This is a genomic window from Alitiscatomonas sp., assembly GCF_037242085.1.
GTDB classification, from domain to species: domain Bacteria; phylum Bacillota; class Clostridia; order Lachnospirales; family Lachnospiraceae; genus Alitiscatomonas; species Alitiscatomonas aceti.
Genome location: NZ_JAXXBR010000083.1, coordinates 1 through 20,946 on the forward strand (window position 1 = coordinate 1; position 20,946 = coordinate 20,946).

Sequence of the window (20,946 nt, forward strand, 5' to 3'; positions counted from 1 at the left end):
ATCATAAGGAAAAAATGAAGTGGGTAAGTTGCCAACGATTACTTGACACAAACAACAAGAAGAAAACGCTTGCATTTTCCCCGCGCATTTGTTATGATAATTACCTGTGACATATTAATTCCTTGCTCTCGTTACTGAAAAGCGGGGGCCAGAGACCACAAGGAGGGAAAGAAACTATGAACAAATACGAATTAGCAGTTGTTCTGAGCGCAAAGCTTGAGGACGATGAGAGAACAGCCGCTCTGGAGAAGGTGAAAGGCTATATCACCCGTTTCGGCGGAACTGTTACAGATGTGGATGAATGGGGCAAGAAAAAGCTTGCTTATGAGATCCAGAAAATGAAAGAGGGATTCTACTACTTCATTCATTTTGAAGGTGATTCCAACTGCCCGAACGAGGTAGAGGCACATGTCCGCATCATGGAGTCTGTGATCCGTTACCTTTGCGTAAGACAGGACGCTTAATAAAGAAAGTGTGATTATATGAATAAAGTTATCCTTATGGGTAGATTGACCAGAGATCCCGAAGTGCGTTATTCCCAGGGCGAGCGTTCCATGGCCATTGCCAGATATACGCTGGCCGTTGACCGGAGAGGCAGAAGAAGCCAGGATGGAGACCAGGGTCAGACTGCGGATTTTATCAATATCGTAGCCTTTGACCGCGCCGGCGAATTTGCTGAAAAGTATTTCCGCCAGGGCATGCGCGTGCTGGTGTCCGGCAGGATCCAGACCGGCAGCTATGTAAATAAGGATGGCCAGAAGGTCTATACGACCGATGTGATCGTAGAGGACCAGGAGTTTGCCGACAGCAAGAACCAGGGCGGCGACAGCGGCTTTGGCGGCGGAAGCTATGGCGGAAACAATAACCGCAGCAGCTACCAGCAGGGGACAAGACCTGCTCCGTCCAGTGCCATCGGCGACGGATTTATGAATATTCCTGATGGAGTCGAGGACGAAGGACTTCCATTCAATTAATTCTGACAGGAGGTAATTAAAAATGGCATTTAATAAAGACGGCAAATCCGATTCTTCCAGAGTAAGAAGAGGCGGCATGCATAGAAGAAAAAAAGTCTGCGTATTCTGCGGCGATAAGAACGGCGAGATCGATTACAAGGACGTAAACAAGTTAAAGAGATACGTATCTGAGAGAGGCAAGATCCTTCCCAGAAGAATCACCGGCAACTGTGCAAAGCACCAGAGAGCTTTAACTGTTGCGATCAAGAGAGCAAGACATTTAGCTCTTATGCCCTATACATGTGAATAATATCTGACATGTGACAGCCCTGGAAGCCTGGTGTTTCCGGGGCTTTTTGCGGTCAGTGGGCATGCTCCGGACAGAGCGGAACGATTTCCGGGAGGATCCGGCGGCCATGCAGAATTTAGCAGCCCCTTTATATAAAATCCGCCTTGCCAAGTGAAACGAAAAGTATTATACTTTTTGTGTAGCAGTACAAAAGTATTAGAAGGAGGAACTGTTCATGCAGGTAACAAAGGAAACACTTATGGGAGAACTGCTCCGTGCAGATATCAATACCGCCAATATCCTGATGGCTGCTGGAATGCACTGTGTTGGCTGCCCGTCTTCCCAGATGGAATCTCTGGAAGAGGCTTGTGTTGTACACGGCATCAGCTGCGAGCAGCTTGTAAATGCCCTGAACGAGTACTTTGCGCAGAAAAACGCGTAGTTTTATGCCATAAAAAGGCTGCCGATTCATATTCCGGCAGCCTTTTGCATATTTTTTTATTTATACTCAGATCTTTGCCAAAGCTGCCAGGGTGTTCTGCTTCACGATCACCTCATAATGCTCGGCATAATAGGCCTCGGCCGCCGGGTCCTGGCGGAGCCGGGTCCCGTACTCGGAAAGAAGATTACAGGTACGGCTGAAGGAAAGCTCATCGGAGCTTTCTTTTTTTAATACCAGATAATACCTTCCGCTCTGCGGGTTTTTATAGAGGACGCTGGAACCGGAGAAAACGGATCCGGTCTCTCTGGCGGCGGCACAGACCTGGTCTAAGGAGTCAAACTGATAGAAGCGGATGTATCGGGCGGGATCCGGAAGCTCTCCGTCGGGAGCCTTGGCGGCCTTCTGGGCCTGTGCATTTTTATCAGATACAGCCGGGGCGGCTTTTGCTCCTTCACCCTGGCCGGGGTTCTGGCTTCCCAGGAGGCTTAAAAGGGCGTCCGCGCCGTCCAGGAGCTCTGCGGTCAGATTTCCCACAGAGGGATCGTCGTCCTCATCGGCTGCGGAAAATTTAGAGAAGCGGGTGTCCAGCTCCTCGGGATCCTCGATCTTTGTGATGATGAGCATGACGCTGTCGTTGGCCATGGGGATGGCCTCCACCATCAGCGGGATATCCTCTGCCTCAAAGCCCACCTCCCTGGAGGCGCGCTGGATCATTTCGCGGAACAGGTTTCTGGCCTTTTCACTTCCGTAAGCCAGCTCATTCAGATTGACGTTCCGCACGCTTAAGTCAAAATTGCTGAGGGTACAGCGGATCTGGTTTTCATTGATACGTTCTATTTTCATTGGATCACTTCCTGTCTGTATAGATATATGTGAATGGCGAAAAGATACACTTTTACGCTTATAATATACTATATCCTATTCCGATTTGGCAATGATATGTGGAAAAATTATTAAAATTTTAAGGAATAGAAGAATCCTGTTGTAAAAGGTCAGATCTTGTATTAAAATAAAGGTCAGAGATTGTATTGCCGAAGGGAGGTGCAAAGATCGGAGAACACGTTCTGTTTGGTAAATACCGTCTGTGCAGGAAGCTGGGCGCTGGCCGCTCCGGGAATGTCTTTCTGGCCTGGCATACAGAGCTGGAGGAATACCGTGCGGTGAAGATCGTTCCAAAGACCATGGCCGACTATGAAACCTTCAGAAAGGAGGCCCTGTTCTTAAAAACGCTCCGCCATCCTGGGATCCCTCTTGTATACGACGTGGAAGAGGACCTGACAAACAGTTATCTTATCGAAGAATATCTGGAAGGCGAATCTTTATATGCCCTGGTGAAACGCCTGGGCAGTCTGTCAATGAAAACGGCGGCTGAAATCGGAATTCAGGTGTGCCGTTTGATCCAGTTCATGAATACAGCAGATAATCCCATTTTATATCTTGACCTTCAGCCAAAGAACCTTCTGGTCTGTAATGGAGCAGTGAGGCTTATTGATTTTGACCACGCGCAGTATGCAGAGGATGTGACCGCTTTCGGGGAACGTTATGGGACCATAGGGTTTGCAGCGCCGGAGCAGTACCGGGGAGAGCCCCTGGACTGCCGGACGGACGTTTACGCCATTGGTGCGCTCTTATATTATATGTGCCGGGGAGAACCGCCCGGGAACGGCTTTTGTCTCGGGGACAGAAGCGATACCTGGGAGCTGGACCGGATCATCCGCGGGTGTATGGCCGCAGAAAAGGATGGGCGCTACCAGAACGCAGGGAAAGTGGAGCAGGCGCTTTGTGAATTAAAGACCGTTCTATCAGAAAAACATGCAATAGAATCTCTGACCATCGTATTTGCCGGGGCCAGGCCTGGGATCGGAACGACCCATGCAGCCTTTGGCATATCAACTTTCTTGACCCGAAACGGGTATCCAGCATTGTATCAGGAAGAATACGATACGGATGCTGTCCGGCTGTTCATGAGAAATACAAAAGCAAGACCGGACGGCGCCGGCGTATTCCACATCGGATCCTTACATATCCGTCCATACTATGGCAGAACAGTAAAAATGCCATATCGTTATTTTCCAATTATCATTAAGGACATAGGAACGGCCTGGCAGGGACAGGAGACGCTGCCGGAGGCGGACTTTTTTGTACTGGTATGCGGAGGGAAGTGGTGGGAGACTGCCCGCACACTGGCTGCATCCAGATACTTTTTAAGCCGCGGAAGGTGTATCCTCCTGTTTAATCATATGTCGGAGGACCTCCGCATGAAGCTGCCGGACGACCTTAAGGGGGTTCCATGTTTTTATCTGCCGTTTTTTGCAAATCCACTGAAGGAAGATCGGGATGCTGCGGCCTGTTTTAGGGAGATCATGACCACTGGAACAGGAGGAATGAAAACATGGGAAAGAAAAAAGAGACGCAGGGGCTTCTGGACCAGAAGACCAGGCTCATAGGGATCGCGGCGGCAGGACACAGCGTGGGCTGTACGCATTTTTCCATTATGCTGCTCAATTATCTGGCCGGTTACAGGAGAAGACGGGCGGCTCTTATGGAGTGGAACAGCACAGGCGACCTGGAACGGCTGGAGAAGGTCTGCACGGGAATGGTGCGGGAGAGCTCTGCCTACCGGGTCCTGGAGGCAGATTATTTTAAGCATGCCGGTCCCAGGGAGCTTGCCATGGCCCTGGGAGCCGGGTACGACGATATTCTGATCGATTTCGGCGTGCTGGAGGAGGGAGATAACGCAGAGTTTCTGCGCTGCGAAAAACAGTTCGTGGTGGCCTCCTTCAGCGAATGGCAGCAGGAAAATCTCCGGGAGTTCGCCATGGAAAGGGAGCGGACGGAAAAAGAGAGCTGGCAGTATCTGGCCGTTTTTGGCAGCGATGAGACCAGAAAAGAGTTTTGGAGACGTTTTGGCATCCTTTCCAGACGGATTCCGTTTTCAGCGGACGCTGTGGATTATCGAATAACCTGCAATAATGGGAACCAACGAACCCTTATAAACCCTTAAAGTCCCTTACACGGTGAGAAATCCCGTGAATAGGGGCTTTTTTAGGCTTATAGATCCTTTTTACCCCTTAAAATTTTAATGGGAACCAGAATTCACATTGAAAAACGAAAAATCATAGAAATGCCTGAAAATGGAGGGAAGAAAGCTCAATAAAAAGCGGGGGTTTAAAGCCTTTTAAAATTTTTAAAATTAAAATGCGGAAACGGGAGAAAGTATTGATAATTCAAGGGTTTTCGGCATTTGAAAGGTTTTAAAAGACCGTTTAAAACAATAAAATTTAAAAGCAATTATAAAAGTGAAAATGAGAACTTAATGGGAACCAGTTAATGGGAACCAAAAAAGAGCCGGTCAGTTAATTGACGCGGCCCTTTTTTTTATTGCTGGTAGGCAGTCCAGCAAGGTGGTAAATGCACTAAGAATATATCATAATATGAAAAAAAGGTCAATGATACTCATGTGAGGACTATCAATCCTCAGACAAAGATTTCAGATAAAATTCAGCCGCTTTTCCCAGAACAATATTCTTTTCCACTTCAGAAAGTGAAGAAAAGTATTTCAGGAGTTGCTGAGTAGATGTGTCATTAAGTTCAAGATCTGCCTGATTGCATTCATCTTTCCCGGTAAGCAAAAAGTCAGATGTGATACCAAAGTATGCTGCGATAGTAGGAATCAGCGATGCTGGCGGATCAGTTTTTCTATTTTTCCAACCGCTGACGGTTTGCTTCGGAATGCCCGTTGCTTCGCAAAAATCTTTCTGGGAAACCTTTTTCTCATCTAATAATTTAAAAAAACGCTCATTTATAGTCATAGCCCCTCCAACAATCCTCGCATGAATATAAAAAATCCTCAATTCTAATTGACAAATCCTCAAATGAGGATTATTATAATAATGTATCAATTATACAAGACCGATTATAGCACAGAATCCGATAACGGAATAGGTTATTTTGTATCGCTGATACAGAATTTTATAACGGAATACGTTAGGAGGGCAGGCAGAATGAAGAACAGAAAAGTACGAAATTTCGCTGAGTTTGCCTTATGGACAAAAACCAGGATGCTGGAAAGAGGCATCAGCCAGAGAGAACTGGCCGCAGGGATGGGAACACACCAGGCCAGGATCAGTGAGGCTATCACAGGGAAGCCATCAGGAAAGAAGTTTATCATTCCGCTGATCCAGGAGCTGGGCGGTAACATGGATGATTTTAAAGACTTTTTAAATAGCGTTTAAAAGAGTCGAAACCGGCAGAGACCGGTCATGCAGGGATAGCCTCCTGCATCTGATGAGGACAGGCCGAAAAAGGTGGTGGAAATGTATGGCGCAGATGCTGACAGCGAAGCAGGTTGCAGAGGTAAAAGGCTGCAGTCCACGTTATATTAAGAAAATTATACAAGATGGGAAATTAAAGGCGGTAGAGACTGTTAATAGCAAAAACCGGAAAACTTACCTGGTACCGCTGGATGCGTTGGATGAGGAACTGCAGCACAAGTATTATCAACTGATTGCAGAAAATCCTCCGGAAGAAATAAAGCAGCCAGAGCCGGAAGTGGAGAAGGCCGCAATTGATGAGTTTACTGAGGACGAGCGGAAGGAAATTGATTTCTGGATCGACCTCACCAAGCGCTGGCAATCATATAGAAAGATGCCGGGAGTTACTTCCCTGGCTGAAGTAGATAAAAAGTTCGTAACGCTCTGCAGCCTGGAACATCCAGAGCGGAGCATATCAGTAGATACGCTTTACAGAAAATGGAATGCCGTGAAGGCTGATGATATGAAGGCGTTGGTTGATAAGCGGAACAAATGGAAGAAAGGGACAAGCTCCATAGATGAAACGATATGGCAGGCTTTCCTGTATTACTATCTGGACGAGGCCCAGCATCCGGTAACCAAGTGCCTGGAGTACACAAAGATGTGGGCGCAGGAAAAGCGTCCGGATCTGTATACGCAGATTCCGGCCTATCCTTCTTTTTACCGGAGACTGAAAAGTGTTCCGGAGGGAGTTAAGGTTCTGGGCCGCGAGGGACACAAGGCATTCAATGATCGCTGCGCTCCATACATCAAACGTATTTATGATGAGATGCAGAGCAATGAGTGGTGGATCGCTGATAACCACACCTTCGATGTAATGGTGAGGGATAAGTCAGGAAAGCTGCACAGGCCATACCTGACAGCCTTCCTGGATGCAAGAAGCGGAATCTTTACAGGGTACTACATTACATATAACCCAGGTTCAGAGGCAACGCTGATCGCACTCCGAAAGGGAATCCTGGAATATGGCATCCCGGATAACATCTACGTGGATAACGGTCGAGAGTTCCTGACCTTCGATATTGGCGGCCTTGGCCACCGGAAGAAGAAGCCAAAGAATGGCGAGGAAACCTTTGAACCGCCGGGCGTATTTAAACGCCTGGGAATCAATATGACAAATGCTATCGTCCGAAATGCGAAGGCGAAGATCATTGAGCGCCGGTTCAATGATGTGAAGAACGGCCTTTCCAGACTGTTCAATACTTACACGGGCGGCAGCGTGGTGGAAAAGCCAGAGCGTTTGAAATATGTTCTGAAGAAAGATGCCATTTACACAGACGATGAGTTCCAGGAGTATGTGGATGCAATTCTGAAGTATTACTTCAACATGATGGAATACGATGGCCCGGTGGCAGAAGACAAAGGAAAGCTCAAAATGGATGTGTTTAATGAGCATCTGATTAAGCGCCGGGTGGCAGCCGCAGAGGAATTGAACCTGATGCTCATGAGAAGCAGCCGTCCGCAGGCCGTGGGCCGCCGGGGAGTGCATCTGGATATCAACGGAGGCCGCCTGGAATATTGGAACGATGAACTGCTGATGAGACATTTCGGTGAGAAGGTATACTTCCGGTACAATCCGAATGACCTGAAGGAAGTCCGGATCTACAACCTGGAAGACAAATATTTGATGACGGTTCCGGTAGATAATACGGCGGTTCTTACATACGGCGCTACCAAGGATGATGTGAAGGCCGGAATGGCAGTGACCAGGAAGCTGGAGAAGATCGCGAATGAATATAAAAAGAACGTGGTCATCGCAGAAGCTGATCGGGTTACCGCGCTGGATCTGGTACTTCGCCAGGCACAACGCAACAAAGAAAGCTACACAGGCAAAGCAGATCCGAAGGTACTGGAGGTTCAGCGGGCAGATGAAACACCGGTATATCAGAAAGTGGTCGGCGGAGTCGATCTTGACACAATGATTGAAAATGCAGCCAAAAGGCAGGGAGGTAAATGATGGGAAAACAGTATAATGCAGAACTTCAGGCGAAAGTTGAAGCGTACATGAAGGAAACGGGAGTCAGCCAGGCGAAGCTGGCCCCGATGATGAACCTGAGCGGAGCGGTATTAAGCCAGTACCGCCGCAGCGTTTATGACAAGGGCGATGTAGAGGATGTAGAGCGCAAGATCCGCGAATTCTTTCAGATCAAGGAGGAGCAGGCTGAAAACGCCAAGAAGACCGAGTCTTTCAACGCGGTACGGGGATATGTAGAAACCTCTATCTCAGAGAGTATTTACAAGATGATCCGTTACTGCCAGCTTGAGAAGGGGATCGTAGTTATTGACGGAGATGCCGGGATCGGGAAGACCAAGGCGGCTACCAAGTTCCTGCGGGACAATCCGGCAACGGCGATCTATATCAGCACCACACCGAGTACCAGCTCTGTAAGAAGCCTTTTAAGGATGATCGCAAGGGCATTGAAGATATCGGAAAACCAGAGAACAGAAGATCTTTCCATTTCAATCCGTGAACGGCTGAGAAGTGCTGATAATGTCCTGATTATTGATGAGGCCCAGAACCTGAAGTTCATGGCACTGGAAGAAATCAGAGGCTGGGTGGATGAAGACCCGATCACTGGAAAGCCTGGCATCGGAATCGCACTGATTGGAAACGATGAGGTCTACAACAAGATGCTTGGAAGACAGGAGGCGATCTTCTCACAGCAGTTTAACCGGACGAAGCTCCACGGGCGGTACCGGGCTACGAATGTAACCAAAGAAGACGTTGAGAAGCTATTCCCTTCCCTGGTGGAGAAAGGAATGACACCAGAGCTGACATACCTCTACAATGTCGGCCACAGTAAGTGGGGAGTGCGCGGCATGGTAAACGTATTCACAGCAGCCGCCAATAACCAGGATGTTTCCCTGGAAGGTCTGCAGAAAGTAACAGGCCCGCTGGGAATCTATTTATAAAATCAATCAAACGGAGGTAAATGCAATGAAGTACATGACAGGAAAAGCAAAGATGATGATGACAGGGATCGCACTTGGAACGGTAGCCGCCGGGGGAATGGCGGCACTGATCGCAGCGGGTAAGGTCGGAGTGGCCGGAAGCCTGGTTGTGGTATTTCTGATGTTTCTGGCGGGATTTAGCGGATGGATGATCGGTATTCAGATGCGGGTGAAAATCGAACATGACCGGGCATGGATGAAAGGGTACCGTGACGGAAGGGAGAGTTCACTCCCGCCGATCACCGTAACCACCGAGCACATGCTCATCCGGTACAGGGAAAATCCGGGGCTGTAAAGCCCTACCTTAATGCAGCCATCCGGAAGGATGCCGGTCACAAGCCCGGATAAAGGCAGAGTGAGGTAAAACTGAATAAGGAGGTAAGTGCAGCGTGAAGAACGGAAAGAAGCCGACACTGGCCCAGAAGAAGTTCCTGCAGGGGAAAGGGCTGGTACCGGAGAACTGGCTGATCGTGAAGGATACGCCGGTGGAGCTGGTGGTAGTCAGCCGGGCCGCGCTCCTTAAAAGAACAGGGAAGACAAGAACTTTCAGGAAGGAGCGACTATGAAGGTCATGGAAAAGAAGGCTATGCCAATGCCGGAAGATCTGGAAAGAGAGTGGAACGAGGTAAGGGTCTGCTTTCGCCTGCTTCAGTGCAGGAGAGCCAGAATTGTGACGAAGCGGATGCTGGACGGTTCTGTGAAGCGGTATACCGAGGTCAGAAAGGCGGGTGAATGAGATGGTACAAAGAGAAGAAATGTACTTTGAACCGCGCTGCGTAGGCTCTGACCTGCGTATTCGCTGGTATGGTGAACAGTATTCAGCACCGGAGCTGGAACGCCATTATGAGGAGACGGTTTACATCCGGGACAGCGGAAAAGAGCTGATGGTTTACAGCATGGAGGCAGACTGCTGGGATGAGAAGGCGAAGATAAAGGCAACATTTTCCCTGATCTGCCGGATTCAAAAGCACAGCACCGGATTCCGGTACGGTAGAAAAATCCAGTAGGAGGAGAGAAGATGCCAGCCAAGTCAAAACGCCTGACCAATAAAGAGAAAGCACTCAAAGCGAAAGTCAAAAAGGAACTTCAGGAACAAGGGCTCCTGCCGCCAGACAAACCGAGATTGAACCGGAGAAAGTTTGCTAAGGAAGCAGCCGAACAATTTGATAAAGAAATCAATCTCATGAATCCGATGGATGTGTTTTGGTTTCATAATGCCCTCACATTAGTTACAGCCGGAACTGATGTGCTTCCAATCACTTCAGAACAGGTGGGAGTCTTTAAGCTTATGAAAATAACTGCGGAGATAAAAAAGCTTCATGAAGAAACCAAGAAGTCTGGGAAGGAAGTAACTGTCCGGGATGTGTGCAAAATATCGGATTCTATTATGAAGCTATAAACGCAAGATATTCCAGGGGCGCTTGCCCCTCTTAATGCAGCCGCCGGTAAGGCGATGGTCGCAAGCCCATGAAATGCAGAGCGGGAGAGGAGGTCTATCATGACTGTAAGCAAGAGAGTAGCCAAGAGTGGCGCGGTTACACTTCCGCGTCAGCTCCGCCAGGAGACTGGCATTCTTCCGGGTGTTCCAGTAGATATTGAAGCAGATGAGGATGGGGTACATATCCGTAAGCATGTCCCAACCTGCCACTTCTGCGGAACAGTGGACGATGTTAAAACGGTCTGCGGTATTGAGATCTGCCGCGGATGTGCAGAAAAGATTAGGGAGGAATTTGAAGAATAATGGATGTGGTGGAAGTAAAAAAGAAGGTTGACCGTCTGGCCGAGTTAGACCGCCAGATGGCTGCCGTTAAAGGTGAAATGGAAACAATCAAAGCCTGGTTCGAGAAGCAGGCCACGGATGATCTCCGGGACACGAAGAGTAAAACCGTAGAATATTGGGGAAGCGAAAATTCCAAAGTGGTGGTCGGAAACAGTGAGACCGTGAAGCCAATCTCCATGACAATGGTAAAGAAGCTCCTGGGGGATGTCTTCAAGGACTTTGTAAAAGAAGATGTTTCTTATAGTATGTCAGCCCCGGCAAAGCGGCTTTTTTCCATGATGTATATGGGGAATTTCACCGAGGGCAGCCTGGACGCTACGATCAGCGCCATCACAAAGGATGAGAAGATCCAGAGAACGCTGAAAAAGAAACTGAAAGGCAAGTATGAAAAGGACACAGAAACCCTGATGAAGCTGGTGGGCCTTTCAGAACAGGAAGCCAGTGACTGGGCTTACCTGGCATCCGAAGTGATCAACTGGGAATGGATGCTGCAGATATTAAAAGCGGCAGAATGGGGAGGCACACCGCAGGAAGCGGTGGAAGTGATCCGGGCAGCCATATTCGTGGATGAAGGAATCAAGGTAACAGTAGAGGCGGAAAAATAGCAGGAAGGAGCAACGGTAAATGCGAAAGATAGAATCATTCCAGATGAAGAAAATCTATGCTATAGGTCATGCTTTGGGAATAACCGGAAATGGAAGTGAAGATGAGCTTCATATACTGGTGTCTGGCGTTACAGGTAAGGATTCCATAAAGGAACTTTCCTACCAGGAGGCCATGGCGGTGATCAAAAGGCTGGAGGATCTGCAGGGCGGTACCGCTGCTCCGAAACCATCCAGCAGAAAGCCGAAGGAACATTCACAGAGACCAGGAGGCGTGACCAGCGGCCAGCAGAAGAAAATCTGGGCTTTGATGTACGAACTGAAGAAACGCGATAAGAGTCCGAATGAGGTTCTACTGGGAGACAGGCTGTGCGCGGTTATTAAGAAAGAATTGCATGTAGACGCTATTGCGAAGAATCCCTTTGCATGGCTCACCTTCAGCCAGGGAAATACCCTGATTGAAGTTTTAAAAGGGTATTTAAAAAGCCTGGAACGGAAGGAGGCGGCCAGCGATGGGATTGTTAGACCATGTGAAGATAGAAAACCTGGATGAAGATCAGAGAAAGATGGTAGAACTGGTGGGCCTGGACGGGTTTAAAAGCCTTGTCCGGGCTTTTGGCGGCACTACAATCTATATTCCGAAGGCAGAGAGCCTGGAACGGGCGGCACGGGATCAGAAGATCCGGGAAGAATTTGACGGAGGAAATTATAGAGAGCTTGCCGCGAAATATGGACTTACCGAGCGCTGGGTGAGATTTATCCTGTTCGGAAAACTGGATAATCTGGATGATGACATGGAGGGTCAGATGAGCATCTATGATTATCCGGAAGCATTTTAAAAAGTGAAGTAAATTAGTGAAGTGCTTCAAAAGACAGTTCACGGGACTAAGAGGTACACTTGTGTCAGAAACATGAGTGTATCTTTTTTTATTGGAGGAATTACTGGATGGATGAAGGATGGATCATAACAACCGCCATTACGTTGGGTATTGGCGTAATCTCATATTTTTTAAAAAGAACCATGAACCAGTTGGACTGCACAGTCCAGCAGCTTCAAAAAATAGAACGGGATTCTGTAACAAAAGCAGATCTGAAGGAAACCACAGACGAATTAAAAAAAGACATCAATAAGATCCGTGAGGATTATACACCCAAGGAGACTCACAGCAAGGATTTTGATGGGTGCCAGAAGGAGATTAAGGAGATCCGGCAGAATTACCTGACAAAGGATGATTTCATTCGTGAGATCAATAAGGTGGATCGGAAAGTGGAACAGATGTTAAATATGATGATCGAAATGACAAGAAATGGAGGTTCACAATGAACAGAGAACAGGAAAAGAGAAGACTCCGGGCAGGAGCTTTTATGGTGAATAACGGCAGGGTACTCATGACAATCAACCTGCTCCGGGAAAAGTACAATGCTTTAAGAAGTGTTGAAAAAGGTTTAAAAGCGGAGGGGATTGAGCGTCAGGAGTTCATCGATTCCGTGAATTTTCTCCATGAGGAAGGATACATCTATCTGCGTGATATGGAAAGCAGGGAACCGGCTAATCTGGCCGATGTGGAATATCAGACGCTGGAAGCAAAAGTAACCGGCAAGGGCATCCGGCTCCTTGGCGGTGGCATCACGGATGAAATGGTTGATCTGGACGGCTGATGGAACAGGAACGCAGAAGACGCAGCACAGGGAAGGTGGACAGACTGCCGCCGGAGCTTAAAGACACCGTGGAGCAGATGCTCCTTACTGGCTGCACTTACAAAGAGATCGTTGCCTTCCTGAAGGCGAATGGTGAGGAGATGAGCCAGATGGCTATCTGCACCTACGCAAGGAAGTATCTGGCCACGGTAGAGATGATCAACGTGGCCCAGAACAATTTCTCCATGCTGATGGATGAAATGAACCGTTATCCGGATCTGGATACTTCAGAAGCCCTGATCCGGCTGGCGAGCCACCACGTTTTAAATGCCCTGACCAATGTGGATGAGGAACAGATGAAAGAAGTTCCTATCGAGAAGCTCATCAAGGAAACAAACGGTCTGATCCGCGCTGCTGCTTATAAGAAGCGGATCGAAGTACAGAACAAAGAAAACTATGAGGCGGGACTGGAAGCTGTTCAGAGCATGGTATTTGAGACCATGGCAAAGGACGATCCGGAATTGTACCATCGGGTCAGCGCTTACCTCAATAAGAAAAAAAGCGAAGGAATGGAGGGATAGGCTGTGTGGTATGTGATTCAGGTTAAAACTGGAGAAGAAAGCGGAATTGCAAGGAAACTGAAAAATCAGGCAATCCGAGCCGAGGTTCCCATTGAAAACCGTCCCATCCGGTCTGGTGGGGCATGGACAAAAAAGGAATATATTCTGTTCCCAGGATACGTGTTCCTGGATATGGATTTCACAGCCAGAAACTATTACCGGGTAAAAGAGGTTCCGGGAGTGATCCGGTTCCTGGGAGACAGTAAGGCACCATCGACACTGTCCTATCTGGAAGCTGAATGGATCAGAATCCTTTCCGGCAGTGGAGAGCCTCTGGAACCGACTCTGGTAAGGGAAGACAGAAGTGGTGGTATCACTGTCATCAGCGGAGTTTTAAAGCAGTTAGAAAACAGAGTTTTAAAGTGGGATAAAAGAAGCCGGAAGGCAACTTTTGAAATTACGATCTGCGGCGAAGCCAGACAGGTGCAGCTTGGGATCGAGGTGGAAGGCGGCGGAGAGCTGCAGGAAGCTGGAAGCGATGCTTCCCAGGATGCGGCACAGCCATTATTACAAGACGCGACTTAAAACATGACCGGTTGATTCGTCCCGGCTGTGTTCGGGATGCAGGCATAAAGAAAAGGAACTGAGCAGAAAAGGACGCTGGTCGGGTGGCGAAGCCCGGCCTTTTGACTTCCTCTGTCCGGTTCCTTTTCTCTTTGCCTGTTATTCCCCTTTTAAAAGCGTTAGGAAGCCGTTTAAAACCGTTTAAAGGTCTGCGGTCGGGGAAATTACCACATAAAGGCAAAATGAGCCGTATGGGGCGAATTTGAACAGGAAAAGAAGCGGGACAGAGGTGAAAGGTCATGCGGAGAGGAAAAGATGCAAGTCTGAAGGCGCTGATCAGCGCAATGGCGGAAGCGGAGAGCAAAAGTTACTACGAAGAACAGGAGAATGCCTTAAACGATCTTTCTGGTCTTTTAAAAATATTTTTAAACAGGGACGATTCGCCAGAACGTGTCCGAATCAGGAAAGATTATGAAGCGGGCGCGGCGCTGACTGGAAAAGGCGGAATCCGGCAGCGGCTTGGTGCTGTTGATATGGAGTTCTTCGGAAGGGCCTACTTTCCACATTATTTTTCCAGACCGTCTCCGGAGTTCCATCGGGAATTGGATGCTATCTGGCAGGATGGAGTCTTAAAAGGACTTACACCAAGCACACCGAAGCTGGTCAAGCAGATCAGCCGGATGAATGGCTGCAAGCGTGTAGTGGCAGCTCCCCGTGGACATGCCAAGTCTACCAGTCTGACGTTTAAAGGAACGATCCACGCTGTTGTATATGGGTATAAGCATTATCCGATCATTATCTCCGATAGTTCGGATCAGGCGGAGGGCTTCCTGGATAACATCCGTGTGGAGTTTGAAGAAAACGAAGCGATCCGGGAAGATTTTGGAGATCTGACCGGAAAAGTCTGGAGGAGCAATGTTCTGGTGACCAGCACCAATATCAAGGTGGAGGCGATTGGCTCCGGCAAGAAGATCCGAGGCAGGAAGCACCGGAACTGGAGACCGGATCTGCTGATTCTGGATGATATTGAGAATGATGAAAATGTCCGGACACCGGAGCAGCGGGCGAAGTTGGATAGCTGGTTTAAAAAAGCAGTTTCCAAGGCCGGTGATGATTATACAGATATTGTCTATATCGGAACCCTGCTCCATTATGACAGCTTACTGGCGAATACTCTTAAAAACCCTGGATACAAGGCAATTAAGTACCGGGCAGTTATATCATTTTCGCCGGAGGCAGACCTGTGGCAGGAGTGGGAAAATATCTTCACTGACCTGTCTGATGAAAACCATGAGGAAAATGCACGAAAGTTCTTTGAAGCGCACCGGGAAAAGATGCTGGCCGGGACAGAAGTTCTCTGGGAGGAAAAACTCTCTTACTATGATCTGATGGTCATGAAGGTGACAGAGGGAGAGGCTTCCTTTAACTCTGAGGAACAGAATGAACCGATCAACCCGGAAGACTGTGTTTTCAACGAGGAATGGTTCGACTACTACAACGAAGCAGAAATGGACTTCAAGGACAAGGATTTTCAGTTCTTTGGCTTTGTCGATCCTTCCCTTGGAAAAACCAAGAAAAGCGACTTTTCTGCGATCATCACACTGGCGAAAAGCAAAGTTACAGGTTACATGTATGTGCTGGATGCGGATATTGAACGGAGGCACCCGGATCGTATCATCACGGATATCCTGGAGAAAGAACGCTGGCTGAAGCGTGATTTTGGACGGGGCTATAAAAAGTTCGGTGCCGAGACTGTACAGTTCCAGTGGTTCTTAAAAGAGGAACTGGCCAAGGCATCCGCCAGGGCCGGTCTTTACCTCCCGATTGAAGAAGTACCGCAGACCAGTGATAAGACCATGAGAATTCAGACCATGCAGCCAGATGTAAAGAACCACTACATCAAATTCAATAAAAAGCATAAACGGCTCCTGGAGCAGATGTTCCACTTCCCGATGGGTGCTCATGATGATGGCCCGGATGCTCTGGAAGGCTGCCGGACAATCGCCAAGAAAAGCAAGCGGTTCCGGATCATGGACAGGAGAGCGGCTGGATTGTAAAGGAGGCGGTATATTATGCCGGTTATTTATATGGACAGGGTTTCTGCAGAAAGCCTGACAGAAAAAGATATTCGGGAGATCATAGATGAAAACCTGATGGATCTGAAATATGGGATGTTGACTGATTACTACGTGGGGCAGCACCGAATTCTTTCAGAGACCAAGAAAGACAGTACAGCACCGAACAACCGTCTGGTTAATAACATGGCGAAGTACATCACGGATACGGCAACCAGTTATTTTGTTGGGCAGCCGGTTGTCTATAACTCCCAGGATGATGCCTATCTGCAGACGGTTCAGGATATTTTTGATTATAACGATGAGCAGGATCATAACATGGAGCTGGCTAAACAATGCAGCATCTGTGGGAGCTGCTTTGAAATGTTATATCTTGATGAGGACGCGCAGATCCGTTTTGCAAAGGTGGCGCCGTCTGATCTGACCATGATTTATGAGAGTGACAGCGGCCATGCCCAGCCTATGGCGGCGATCAGGAGCGTCCGGTCTGTCGATAAAGATAAGAATGTGATCTTGAAGGTGGAGTTCTGGAATGCGTACCAGGTTCTTCGCTTCCGGTCATTCAATAACGGGTATTTGAACCTGGAAGCGATTGAGGAACATTATTGGCAGGATGTCCCCTTTGTGGAGTACATCAATAATGAGGAGCGCCGGGGAGATTTTGAGGGCGTTATCACAGAGATTGATGCTTACAATAAGGCCCAGAGCAATACAGCGAATTACTTCCAGTATAACGATGATGCTATTTTAAAGATCCTGAAGCTGGGAGATGTGAGCAGTGATGATGTCAAGGACATGAAGGAAAAAGGTGCGATCATTCTGGATGATGGAGGAGATGTCCAGTGGTTGCTGAAACAGGTGGATGATACCGCAATGGAGAATTTTAAGAACCGGCTGCGGGAGGATATCCATACCATGTCCCATGTTCCGCATTTATGTGATGAGTCGTTTGGCGGTAACCTTTCTGGAGTAGCAATCGCTTATAAGCTCTGGGGATTGGAGCAGTTATGTGCCATGAAAGAACGGAAGTTCAAAAAGGGGCTGCAGCGCCGGATTGAGTTGATTACCAATATCCTGAATATCAAGGGCGGCCATTATGATTATAAGGACATCACTCCGAAGTTCCGCAGAAACAAACCGGAAAACAATCTGGAGCTGACACAGATCGCAACGCAGCTCTCAGGACTGCTTTCCACGGAGTCAAGGCTGCAGATGCTGCCATGGGTGGAAAATGTCCATGATGAGATGGAAAAGTTGGAGGAAGAAAAAAACAAGGATGTTGACGAATTCGGCACCTATGAAAATTTTGCCAAAGCATTTGAAAGCCAGCAGAATGGCGTGACTGCAGGAATGGCTGCGGAGGGCGTAGATGAGTCAGAGAGAACGGAATGAATGGATTGAACGGGCCAAGGAAAGGGTTCTGAGAAATGCCAAGGAAACCGACACCTATGCCAGGGATATCATGGATCTTTATGATGAGACGGCCAACCAACTGGAAAATGAGATCAATGCCATGTTCCAGAAGTATGCCCAGGATAACAAACTGGATAACGCGGAAGCAGAAAAGCTCCTGTCCGGCGAGGAATACAGCCGTTGGAGAAAGAGCATGGATAAGTATGTGACCGAGGCCCAGACGGATTCCAGGACGCTATTGGAGTTAAATACGCTGTCTGCAAAGTCCAGGATCAGCAGAAAAGAGCAGCTTCTTTCACAGATTTACATGCAGATGATAAACCTGGCCGGAGACACGGAAACAAAGCTGACAGATCTTCTTGGTGATATGTTTAAAACCAATTATTACCGTAGCTGCTATGATATTCAGAGCATCATGGGAGTAGGCTTTACGGTGGCGAAGGTTGATGAGAAGATGCTGAAGCGTATTCTGGAGTTTCCGTGGTCAGGGAAAAATTATTCCCAGGCGCTGTGGGAGGATACGGATAAGCTGGCGGCTCTTGCCAGAAGGGAACTGACCATGGGCTTCATGTCCGGGGCCAGCGTCCAGAAAATGGCAAAATCCATAGATGATGTGATGCACCGGGGGCGTAAAAATGCGGAGCGCCTGGTGAGAACAGAAAGCAGTTACTTTTCTAATCAAGGCCAGATGCAGTCCTATCAGGAACTTGGAATTGAGGAATACATTTTCTTGGGAGGTGGCTGTGAGATATGCCAGGCTTTAAATGGTCAGGCATTTAAGTTATCTGAGGCCGAGGCGGGAGTCAATCTGCCGCCGATTCACCCGAACTGTAAATGTACTACCAGAGCAAAGCCACGGATTGATATGTTTGCACTGAAGGACGGCGCTAACCAATTGAAAGACAATCCAAAGTTTGAAGAATGGAAAAAACGCTATGTAAAAGAAAAGGCAAAAGAGCCTGCGGAACCGTTGACAGACGCGGAGCAACATGCTATGAATAGTTACATAAGCAGTTCTTCTTACGTTTGGAATGACAAACTCCGCAGGGGAGAAAAACTGACGAAGCAGGAAGAACAGTCCATAAAGGCAATGGATTCCGCACTTCAGAAGATGCCGAAGTATGAGGGAACGGTAAAACGGTCGCTTTCAGATTTCGGAATTCTGGATGTGGATGAGTTTGTTGAATCTTATGTTCCGGGAGAACTGAAGATCTTTAATGAGTATTTATCATCTTCAACCGAGGTATATGATGATAGTTTCCAAATACAGTATGTAATTCAGTCAAAGAATGGTCGAGATATACGAAAGTACAATTCGACAGAGAAGGAAATTCTTTTTGAGCGTGGATCATCATTTATTGTTACCAGAGTTGATGGACATACAATCTACATGGAGGAGCTGTAATGGAAAAGAAACCATATTCTGATAGACGGTGGTGGGAAGCACCAAAGGCATTTGACAGCGCCTGTAACTCATGCACCAGATATCATGGCTATGCAAAATGTGATACATATCCGGATGGGATACCGGGAGCGGTTATAAGGCAATCGGCTCTGGGAACAAACAACTACAAAGAGGATTTTTGCAGAGATATGCAGAAAAAGAAAGCATGATGGGCACCCGAAAGGGTGCCTATTAAATTACAAAAAATTACGTTTAAATGGAGCTTAAACACCTTTTAACCAGCGTTAGAGGGTGTTTTTGTTATACAAAAATTCAAGGAGGACATGAAAATGGATGGAGAAATGACCACCAGCACTCAGACAACTGAAACCGCAGCAACTACATCGGCAGGAACATCTACGGGAGCGGCGGGACAGGCCGCAGGTGCGGAAACCGGAAACCGGGAGAAAGCATCTGCTTTTAAGGAATTTCTTGACGGTCTTTTCGGTGCCAAGCAGGAGAAAAAGGAACCTGGAGCAGAAGAAAAGGCTGCTGAAAAAGGAACAGAGCCGCCTGCAGGTAAAACGGAGGATAAATCCTTCAGCCAGGCGGATATGGATGCAGCCATTGAAAAAGCAAAGCAGGACTGGGAAGCTCAGGCAGAAGAAGCAAAGAGACAGGCCAAGTTAAGCCCGGAGGAAAAGGCTGCCGAGGAACAGAAAAAGAAAGATGAGCAGATCGCAGAACTGCAGGCGAAGCTCTTAAAGAGTGATCTGCAGAAAAAGGCAACGGCATCCCTGGAAAAGGATGGTTATCCGGTCGGCCTGGCTGAACTGCTGGATTATACCAGTGAAGAGGCTATGGAAAAGAGTCTGTCAAAATTAACAGAGACCTTCAAGGGAAGTCTTCAGACGGCGGTGGAATCCAGACTTCGTGGAAAGACTCCGGAGGGCCTTGGCAATGCAGCAAGCGCAGAAAATATGTTAAGAGATCAGATCGCAAGAAATATCAGAGGATTATAAGGAGGATATGAGACATGAGCGTAAATACAATTCAGACAGCAGCGGTCATTCAGAGTGAACTGGATAAGGCTGCAGTAGAACAGGCTACTTCCGGCTGGATGGAAGTCAATTCCAACCTGGTGAAATATAACGGTGGATCAGAGGTCAAGATCCCGGAGCTTTCTATGGACGGTTTGGCTGATTATGACCGCCAGAACGGTTTTGTAGCCGGTGGAGTAAACTTCAAGTATCAGACTAAAACAATGACTCAGGACAGAGGACGCTCCTTCAGCTTTGATGAGAATGCAGTGGATGAGACCAACTTCGCGCTGACCGCGGCTACTGTAATGGGAGAATTCCAGAGAACCAAAGTGATCCCGGAGATTGATGCTTACCGTTACAGCACGATCGCGGCGGCCTGCATCAAAGCGAAAACAGCATCTGGTGGATATGTTCCGGCGGAAGATACCATTCTTCAGAAACTGTATTATGACATTGCAACGGTTCAGGAAATCGTTGGAGATAATACTCCACTGGTAATTACCATCAGCCGCATGGTGGCAGCAATCCTCTCCATGAGTGATAAACTGTCCAAAAAGCTGGATGTGACAGATTTTAAGCAGGGAGATGTAAGCTTTAAGGTTAAGAGCCTGGATGGACAGCATCCGCTGATTTCGGTTGGTTCCGAGAGAATGAAGACCGAATACCTGTTCAAAGATGGAAAAACCAGCGGGCAGGAAGATGGTGGATTTGCAGCAACGGCATCCAGCAAGAACATTAACTGGATCATCACGCCGAGAAAAGCCCCTGTAGCGGTGTCCAAGACAGATAAGATGAGAATCTTTGATCCGGAGACAAACCAGAAGGCAAGAGCTTATGCGATGGATTACCGTAAGTACCATGATATCTGGATTCCGGATCAGCAGATCAAGACCTGCTTTACCAACGTAAAGGAAGAACTGTCATAGGAGGAGATGTGG

30 protein-coding genes and 1 other RNA gene are annotated in these 20,946 nt (G+C 47.9%); 29 read left to right on the forward strand and 2 right to left on the reverse strand.

The features are described 5' to 3' along the window. Positions 1 to 176 precede the first annotated feature (176 nt). The 4 genes from rpsF (at position 177) to WIH05_RS08195 (ending at position 1,684) form a co-directional block, all read left to right on the forward strand. Positions 177 to 464 carry a 30S ribosomal protein S6 gene (gene rpsF, locus WIH05_RS08180; RefSeq protein ID WP_022272762.1) on the forward strand — a complete coding sequence of 96 codons (288 nt, stop codon included), beginning with the start codon at positions 177 to 179 and terminating at the stop codon, positions 462 to 464. Positions 465 to 482: 18 nt separating this feature from the next. Further along, positions 483 to 974 (forward strand): single-stranded DNA-binding protein, encoded by a 492-nt coding sequence (locus tag WIH05_RS08185; protein ID WP_022272761.1) that lies wholly within the window; start codon positions 483 to 485, stop codon positions 972 to 974. 22 nt (positions 975 to 996) lie between these two features. Beyond that, the gene (rpsR, locus tag WIH05_RS08190; RefSeq protein WP_022272760.1) at positions 997 to 1,263 is read left to right on the forward strand and encodes a 30S ribosomal protein S18; all 267 of its coding nucleotides are present in this window, start codon (positions 997 to 999) and stop codon (positions 1,261 to 1,263) included. Between the two features lie 214 nt (positions 1,264 to 1,477). Further along, complete coding sequence (locus WIH05_RS08195) at positions 1,478 to 1,684, forward strand: DUF1858 domain-containing protein (RefSeq protein WP_022272759.1); 207 nt, start codon at positions 1,478 to 1,480, stop codon at positions 1,682 to 1,684. A 66-nt stretch (positions 1,685 to 1,750) separates the two neighbouring features. Here WIH05_RS08195 and WIH05_RS08200 read toward each other — a convergent pair whose 3' ends face one another. Further along, positions 1,751 to 2,527 carry an adaptor protein MecA gene (locus WIH05_RS08200; RefSeq protein WP_022272758.1) on the reverse strand — a complete coding sequence of 259 codons (777 nt, stop codon included), beginning with the start codon at positions 2,525 to 2,527 and terminating at the stop codon, positions 1,751 to 1,753. 185 nt (positions 2,528 to 2,712) lie between these two features. Here WIH05_RS08200 and WIH05_RS08205 point away from each other — a divergent pair, with 185 nt between their 5' ends. Together WIH05_RS08205 and WIH05_RS08210 are read left to right on the forward strand one after the other, a co-directional pair. Beyond that, on the forward strand, positions 2,713 to 4,131 hold the full coding sequence (locus tag WIH05_RS08205) for a serine/threonine-protein kinase (RefSeq protein ID WP_022272757.1): 1,419 nt from the start codon (positions 2,713 to 2,715) through the stop codon (positions 4,129 to 4,131). Continuing rightward, positions 4,077 to 4,688 (forward strand): hypothetical protein, encoded by a 612-nt coding sequence (locus tag WIH05_RS08210; RefSeq protein ID WP_337425238.1) that lies wholly within the window; start codon positions 4,077 to 4,079, stop codon positions 4,686 to 4,688. Before WIH05_RS08205 ends, WIH05_RS08210 begins: the two co-directional genes overlap by 55 nt. A gap of 466 nt (positions 4,689 to 5,154) precedes the next feature. On the opposite strand, the gene WIH05_RS08215 is transcribed toward WIH05_RS08210, so the two are convergent. Next, on the reverse strand, positions 5,155 to 5,496 hold the full coding sequence (locus tag WIH05_RS08215; RefSeq protein ID WP_009297071.1) for a helix-turn-helix transcriptional regulator: 342 nt from the start codon (positions 5,494 to 5,496) through the stop codon (positions 5,155 to 5,157). A gap of 192 nt (positions 5,497 to 5,688) precedes the next feature. On the opposite strand from WIH05_RS08215, the gene WIH05_RS08220 reads away from it, so the two are divergent. The 23 genes from WIH05_RS08220 (at position 5,689) to WIH05_RS08330 (ending at position 20,934) form a co-directional block, all read left to right on the forward strand. Continuing rightward, complete coding sequence (locus WIH05_RS08220; protein WP_227731860.1) at positions 5,689 to 5,919, forward strand: helix-turn-helix transcriptional regulator; 231 nt, start codon at positions 5,689 to 5,691, stop codon at positions 5,917 to 5,919. 3 nt (positions 5,920 to 5,922) lie between these two features. Further along, positions 5,923 to 5,987, forward strand: an RNA gene (locus WIH05_RS08225) — hammerhead ribozyme type II. Between the two features lie 17 nt (positions 5,988 to 6,004). Then, positions 6,005 to 7,954 carry a Mu transposase C-terminal domain-containing protein gene (locus WIH05_RS08230; RefSeq protein WP_227731859.1) on the forward strand — a complete coding sequence of 650 codons (1,950 nt, stop codon included), beginning with the start codon at positions 6,005 to 6,007 and terminating at the stop codon, positions 7,952 to 7,954. Beyond that, positions 7,951 to 8,910, forward strand: a complete 960-nt coding sequence (locus WIH05_RS08235) for an AAA family ATPase (protein ID WP_227731857.1) — start codon at positions 7,951 to 7,953, stop codon at positions 8,908 to 8,910. The genes WIH05_RS08230 and WIH05_RS08235 overlap by 4 nt, the downstream gene beginning before the upstream one ends. A gap of 25 nt (positions 8,911 to 8,935) precedes the next feature. Beyond that, the gene (locus tag WIH05_RS08240; protein ID WP_227731855.1) at positions 8,936 to 9,244 is read left to right on the forward strand and encodes a hypothetical protein; all 309 of its coding nucleotides are present in this window, start codon (positions 8,936 to 8,938) and stop codon (positions 9,242 to 9,244) included. A gap of 94 nt (positions 9,245 to 9,338) precedes the next feature. After that, positions 9,339 to 9,515 (forward strand): hypothetical protein, encoded by a 177-nt coding sequence (locus tag WIH05_RS08245; RefSeq protein ID WP_009297061.1) that lies wholly within the window; start codon positions 9,339 to 9,341, stop codon positions 9,513 to 9,515. Then, positions 9,512 to 9,685, forward strand: a complete 174-nt coding sequence (locus WIH05_RS08250; RefSeq protein WP_227731854.1) for a hypothetical protein — start codon at positions 9,512 to 9,514, stop codon at positions 9,683 to 9,685. The genes WIH05_RS08245 and WIH05_RS08250 overlap by 4 nt, the downstream gene beginning before the upstream one ends. A 1-nt stretch (position 9,686) precedes the next feature. After that, the gene (locus tag WIH05_RS08255; protein ID WP_009297058.1) at positions 9,687 to 9,956 is read left to right on the forward strand and encodes a hypothetical protein; all 270 of its coding nucleotides are present in this window, start codon (positions 9,687 to 9,689) and stop codon (positions 9,954 to 9,956) included. Between the two features lie 11 nt (positions 9,957 to 9,967). After that, positions 9,968 to 10,348, forward strand: coding sequence for an addiction module toxin RelE (locus WIH05_RS08260; protein ID WP_337425239.1), 381 nt, complete (start codon positions 9,968 to 9,970; stop codon positions 10,346 to 10,348). Positions 10,349 to 10,447: 99 nt separating this feature from the next. Further along, entirely contained in the window at positions 10,448 to 10,690 is a 243-nt protein-coding gene (locus tag WIH05_RS08265; RefSeq protein WP_227731850.1) for an AbrB/MazE/SpoVT family DNA-binding domain-containing protein, read from the forward strand. Continuing rightward, positions 10,690 to 11,334 carry a hypothetical protein gene (locus WIH05_RS08270; protein ID WP_227731848.1) on the forward strand — a complete coding sequence of 215 codons (645 nt, stop codon included), beginning with the start codon at positions 10,690 to 10,692 and terminating at the stop codon, positions 11,332 to 11,334. Before WIH05_RS08265 ends, WIH05_RS08270 begins: the two co-directional genes overlap by 1 nt. A 19-nt stretch (positions 11,335 to 11,353) precedes the next feature. Continuing rightward, positions 11,354 to 11,884 carry a regulatory protein GemA gene (locus WIH05_RS08275; RefSeq protein ID WP_227731846.1) on the forward strand — a complete coding sequence of 177 codons (531 nt, stop codon included), beginning with the start codon at positions 11,354 to 11,356 and terminating at the stop codon, positions 11,882 to 11,884. Further along, complete coding sequence (locus WIH05_RS08280) at positions 11,844 to 12,170, forward strand: Mor transcription activator family protein (protein ID WP_009297053.1); 327 nt, start codon at positions 11,844 to 11,846, stop codon at positions 12,168 to 12,170. The genes WIH05_RS08275 and WIH05_RS08280 overlap by 41 nt, the downstream gene beginning before the upstream one ends. Before the next feature lie 107 nt (positions 12,171 to 12,277). Continuing rightward, entirely contained in the window at positions 12,278 to 12,655 is a 378-nt protein-coding gene (locus WIH05_RS08285) for a hypothetical protein (protein WP_009297052.1), read from the forward strand. After that, a complete protein-coding gene (locus tag WIH05_RS08290; protein ID WP_009297051.1) occupies positions 12,652 to 12,990 on the forward strand; it encodes a hypothetical protein in 339 nt (112 codons plus the stop codon). Before WIH05_RS08285 ends, WIH05_RS08290 begins: the two co-directional genes overlap by 4 nt. Further along, the gene (locus WIH05_RS08295; protein ID WP_227731844.1) at positions 12,990 to 13,550 is read left to right on the forward strand and encodes a phage protein Gp27 family protein; all 561 of its coding nucleotides are present in this window, start codon (positions 12,990 to 12,992) and stop codon (positions 13,548 to 13,550) included. Before WIH05_RS08290 ends, WIH05_RS08295 begins: the two co-directional genes overlap by 1 nt. 3 nt (positions 13,551 to 13,553) lie before the next feature. Next, a complete protein-coding gene (locus WIH05_RS08300; protein ID WP_227731842.1) occupies positions 13,554 to 14,114 on the forward strand; it encodes a transcription termination/antitermination NusG family protein in 561 nt (186 codons plus the stop codon). 278 nt (positions 14,115 to 14,392) lie between these two features. Beyond that, positions 14,393 to 16,150, forward strand: coding sequence for a phage terminase large subunit (terL, locus tag WIH05_RS08305; RefSeq protein ID WP_227731840.1), 1,758 nt, complete (start codon positions 14,393 to 14,395; stop codon positions 16,148 to 16,150). 15 nt (positions 16,151 to 16,165) lie between these two features. Continuing rightward, entirely contained in the window at positions 16,166 to 17,560 is a 1,395-nt protein-coding gene (locus WIH05_RS08310) for a phage portal protein (protein ID WP_227731838.1), read from the forward strand. After that, positions 17,538 to 18,986 carry a minor capsid protein gene (locus tag WIH05_RS08315; RefSeq protein WP_227731836.1) on the forward strand — a complete coding sequence of 483 codons (1,449 nt, stop codon included), beginning with the start codon at positions 17,538 to 17,540 and terminating at the stop codon, positions 18,984 to 18,986. The genes WIH05_RS08310 and WIH05_RS08315 overlap by 23 nt, the downstream gene beginning before the upstream one ends. Further along, positions 18,986 to 19,195, forward strand: a complete 210-nt coding sequence (locus WIH05_RS08320) for a hypothetical protein (RefSeq protein WP_009297045.1) — start codon at positions 18,986 to 18,988, stop codon at positions 19,193 to 19,195. Before WIH05_RS08315 ends, WIH05_RS08320 begins: the two co-directional genes overlap by 1 nt. A 120-nt stretch (positions 19,196 to 19,315) precedes the next feature. Continuing rightward, on the forward strand, positions 19,316 to 19,987 hold the full coding sequence (locus tag WIH05_RS08325) for a DUF4355 domain-containing protein (protein WP_227731832.1): 672 nt from the start codon (positions 19,316 to 19,318) through the stop codon (positions 19,985 to 19,987). Between the two features lie 14 nt (positions 19,988 to 20,001). Next, positions 20,002 to 20,934, forward strand: a complete 933-nt coding sequence (locus tag WIH05_RS08330) for a hypothetical protein (protein ID WP_227731831.1) — start codon at positions 20,002 to 20,004, stop codon at positions 20,932 to 20,934. Positions 20,935 to 20,946: the final 12 nt, after the last annotated feature.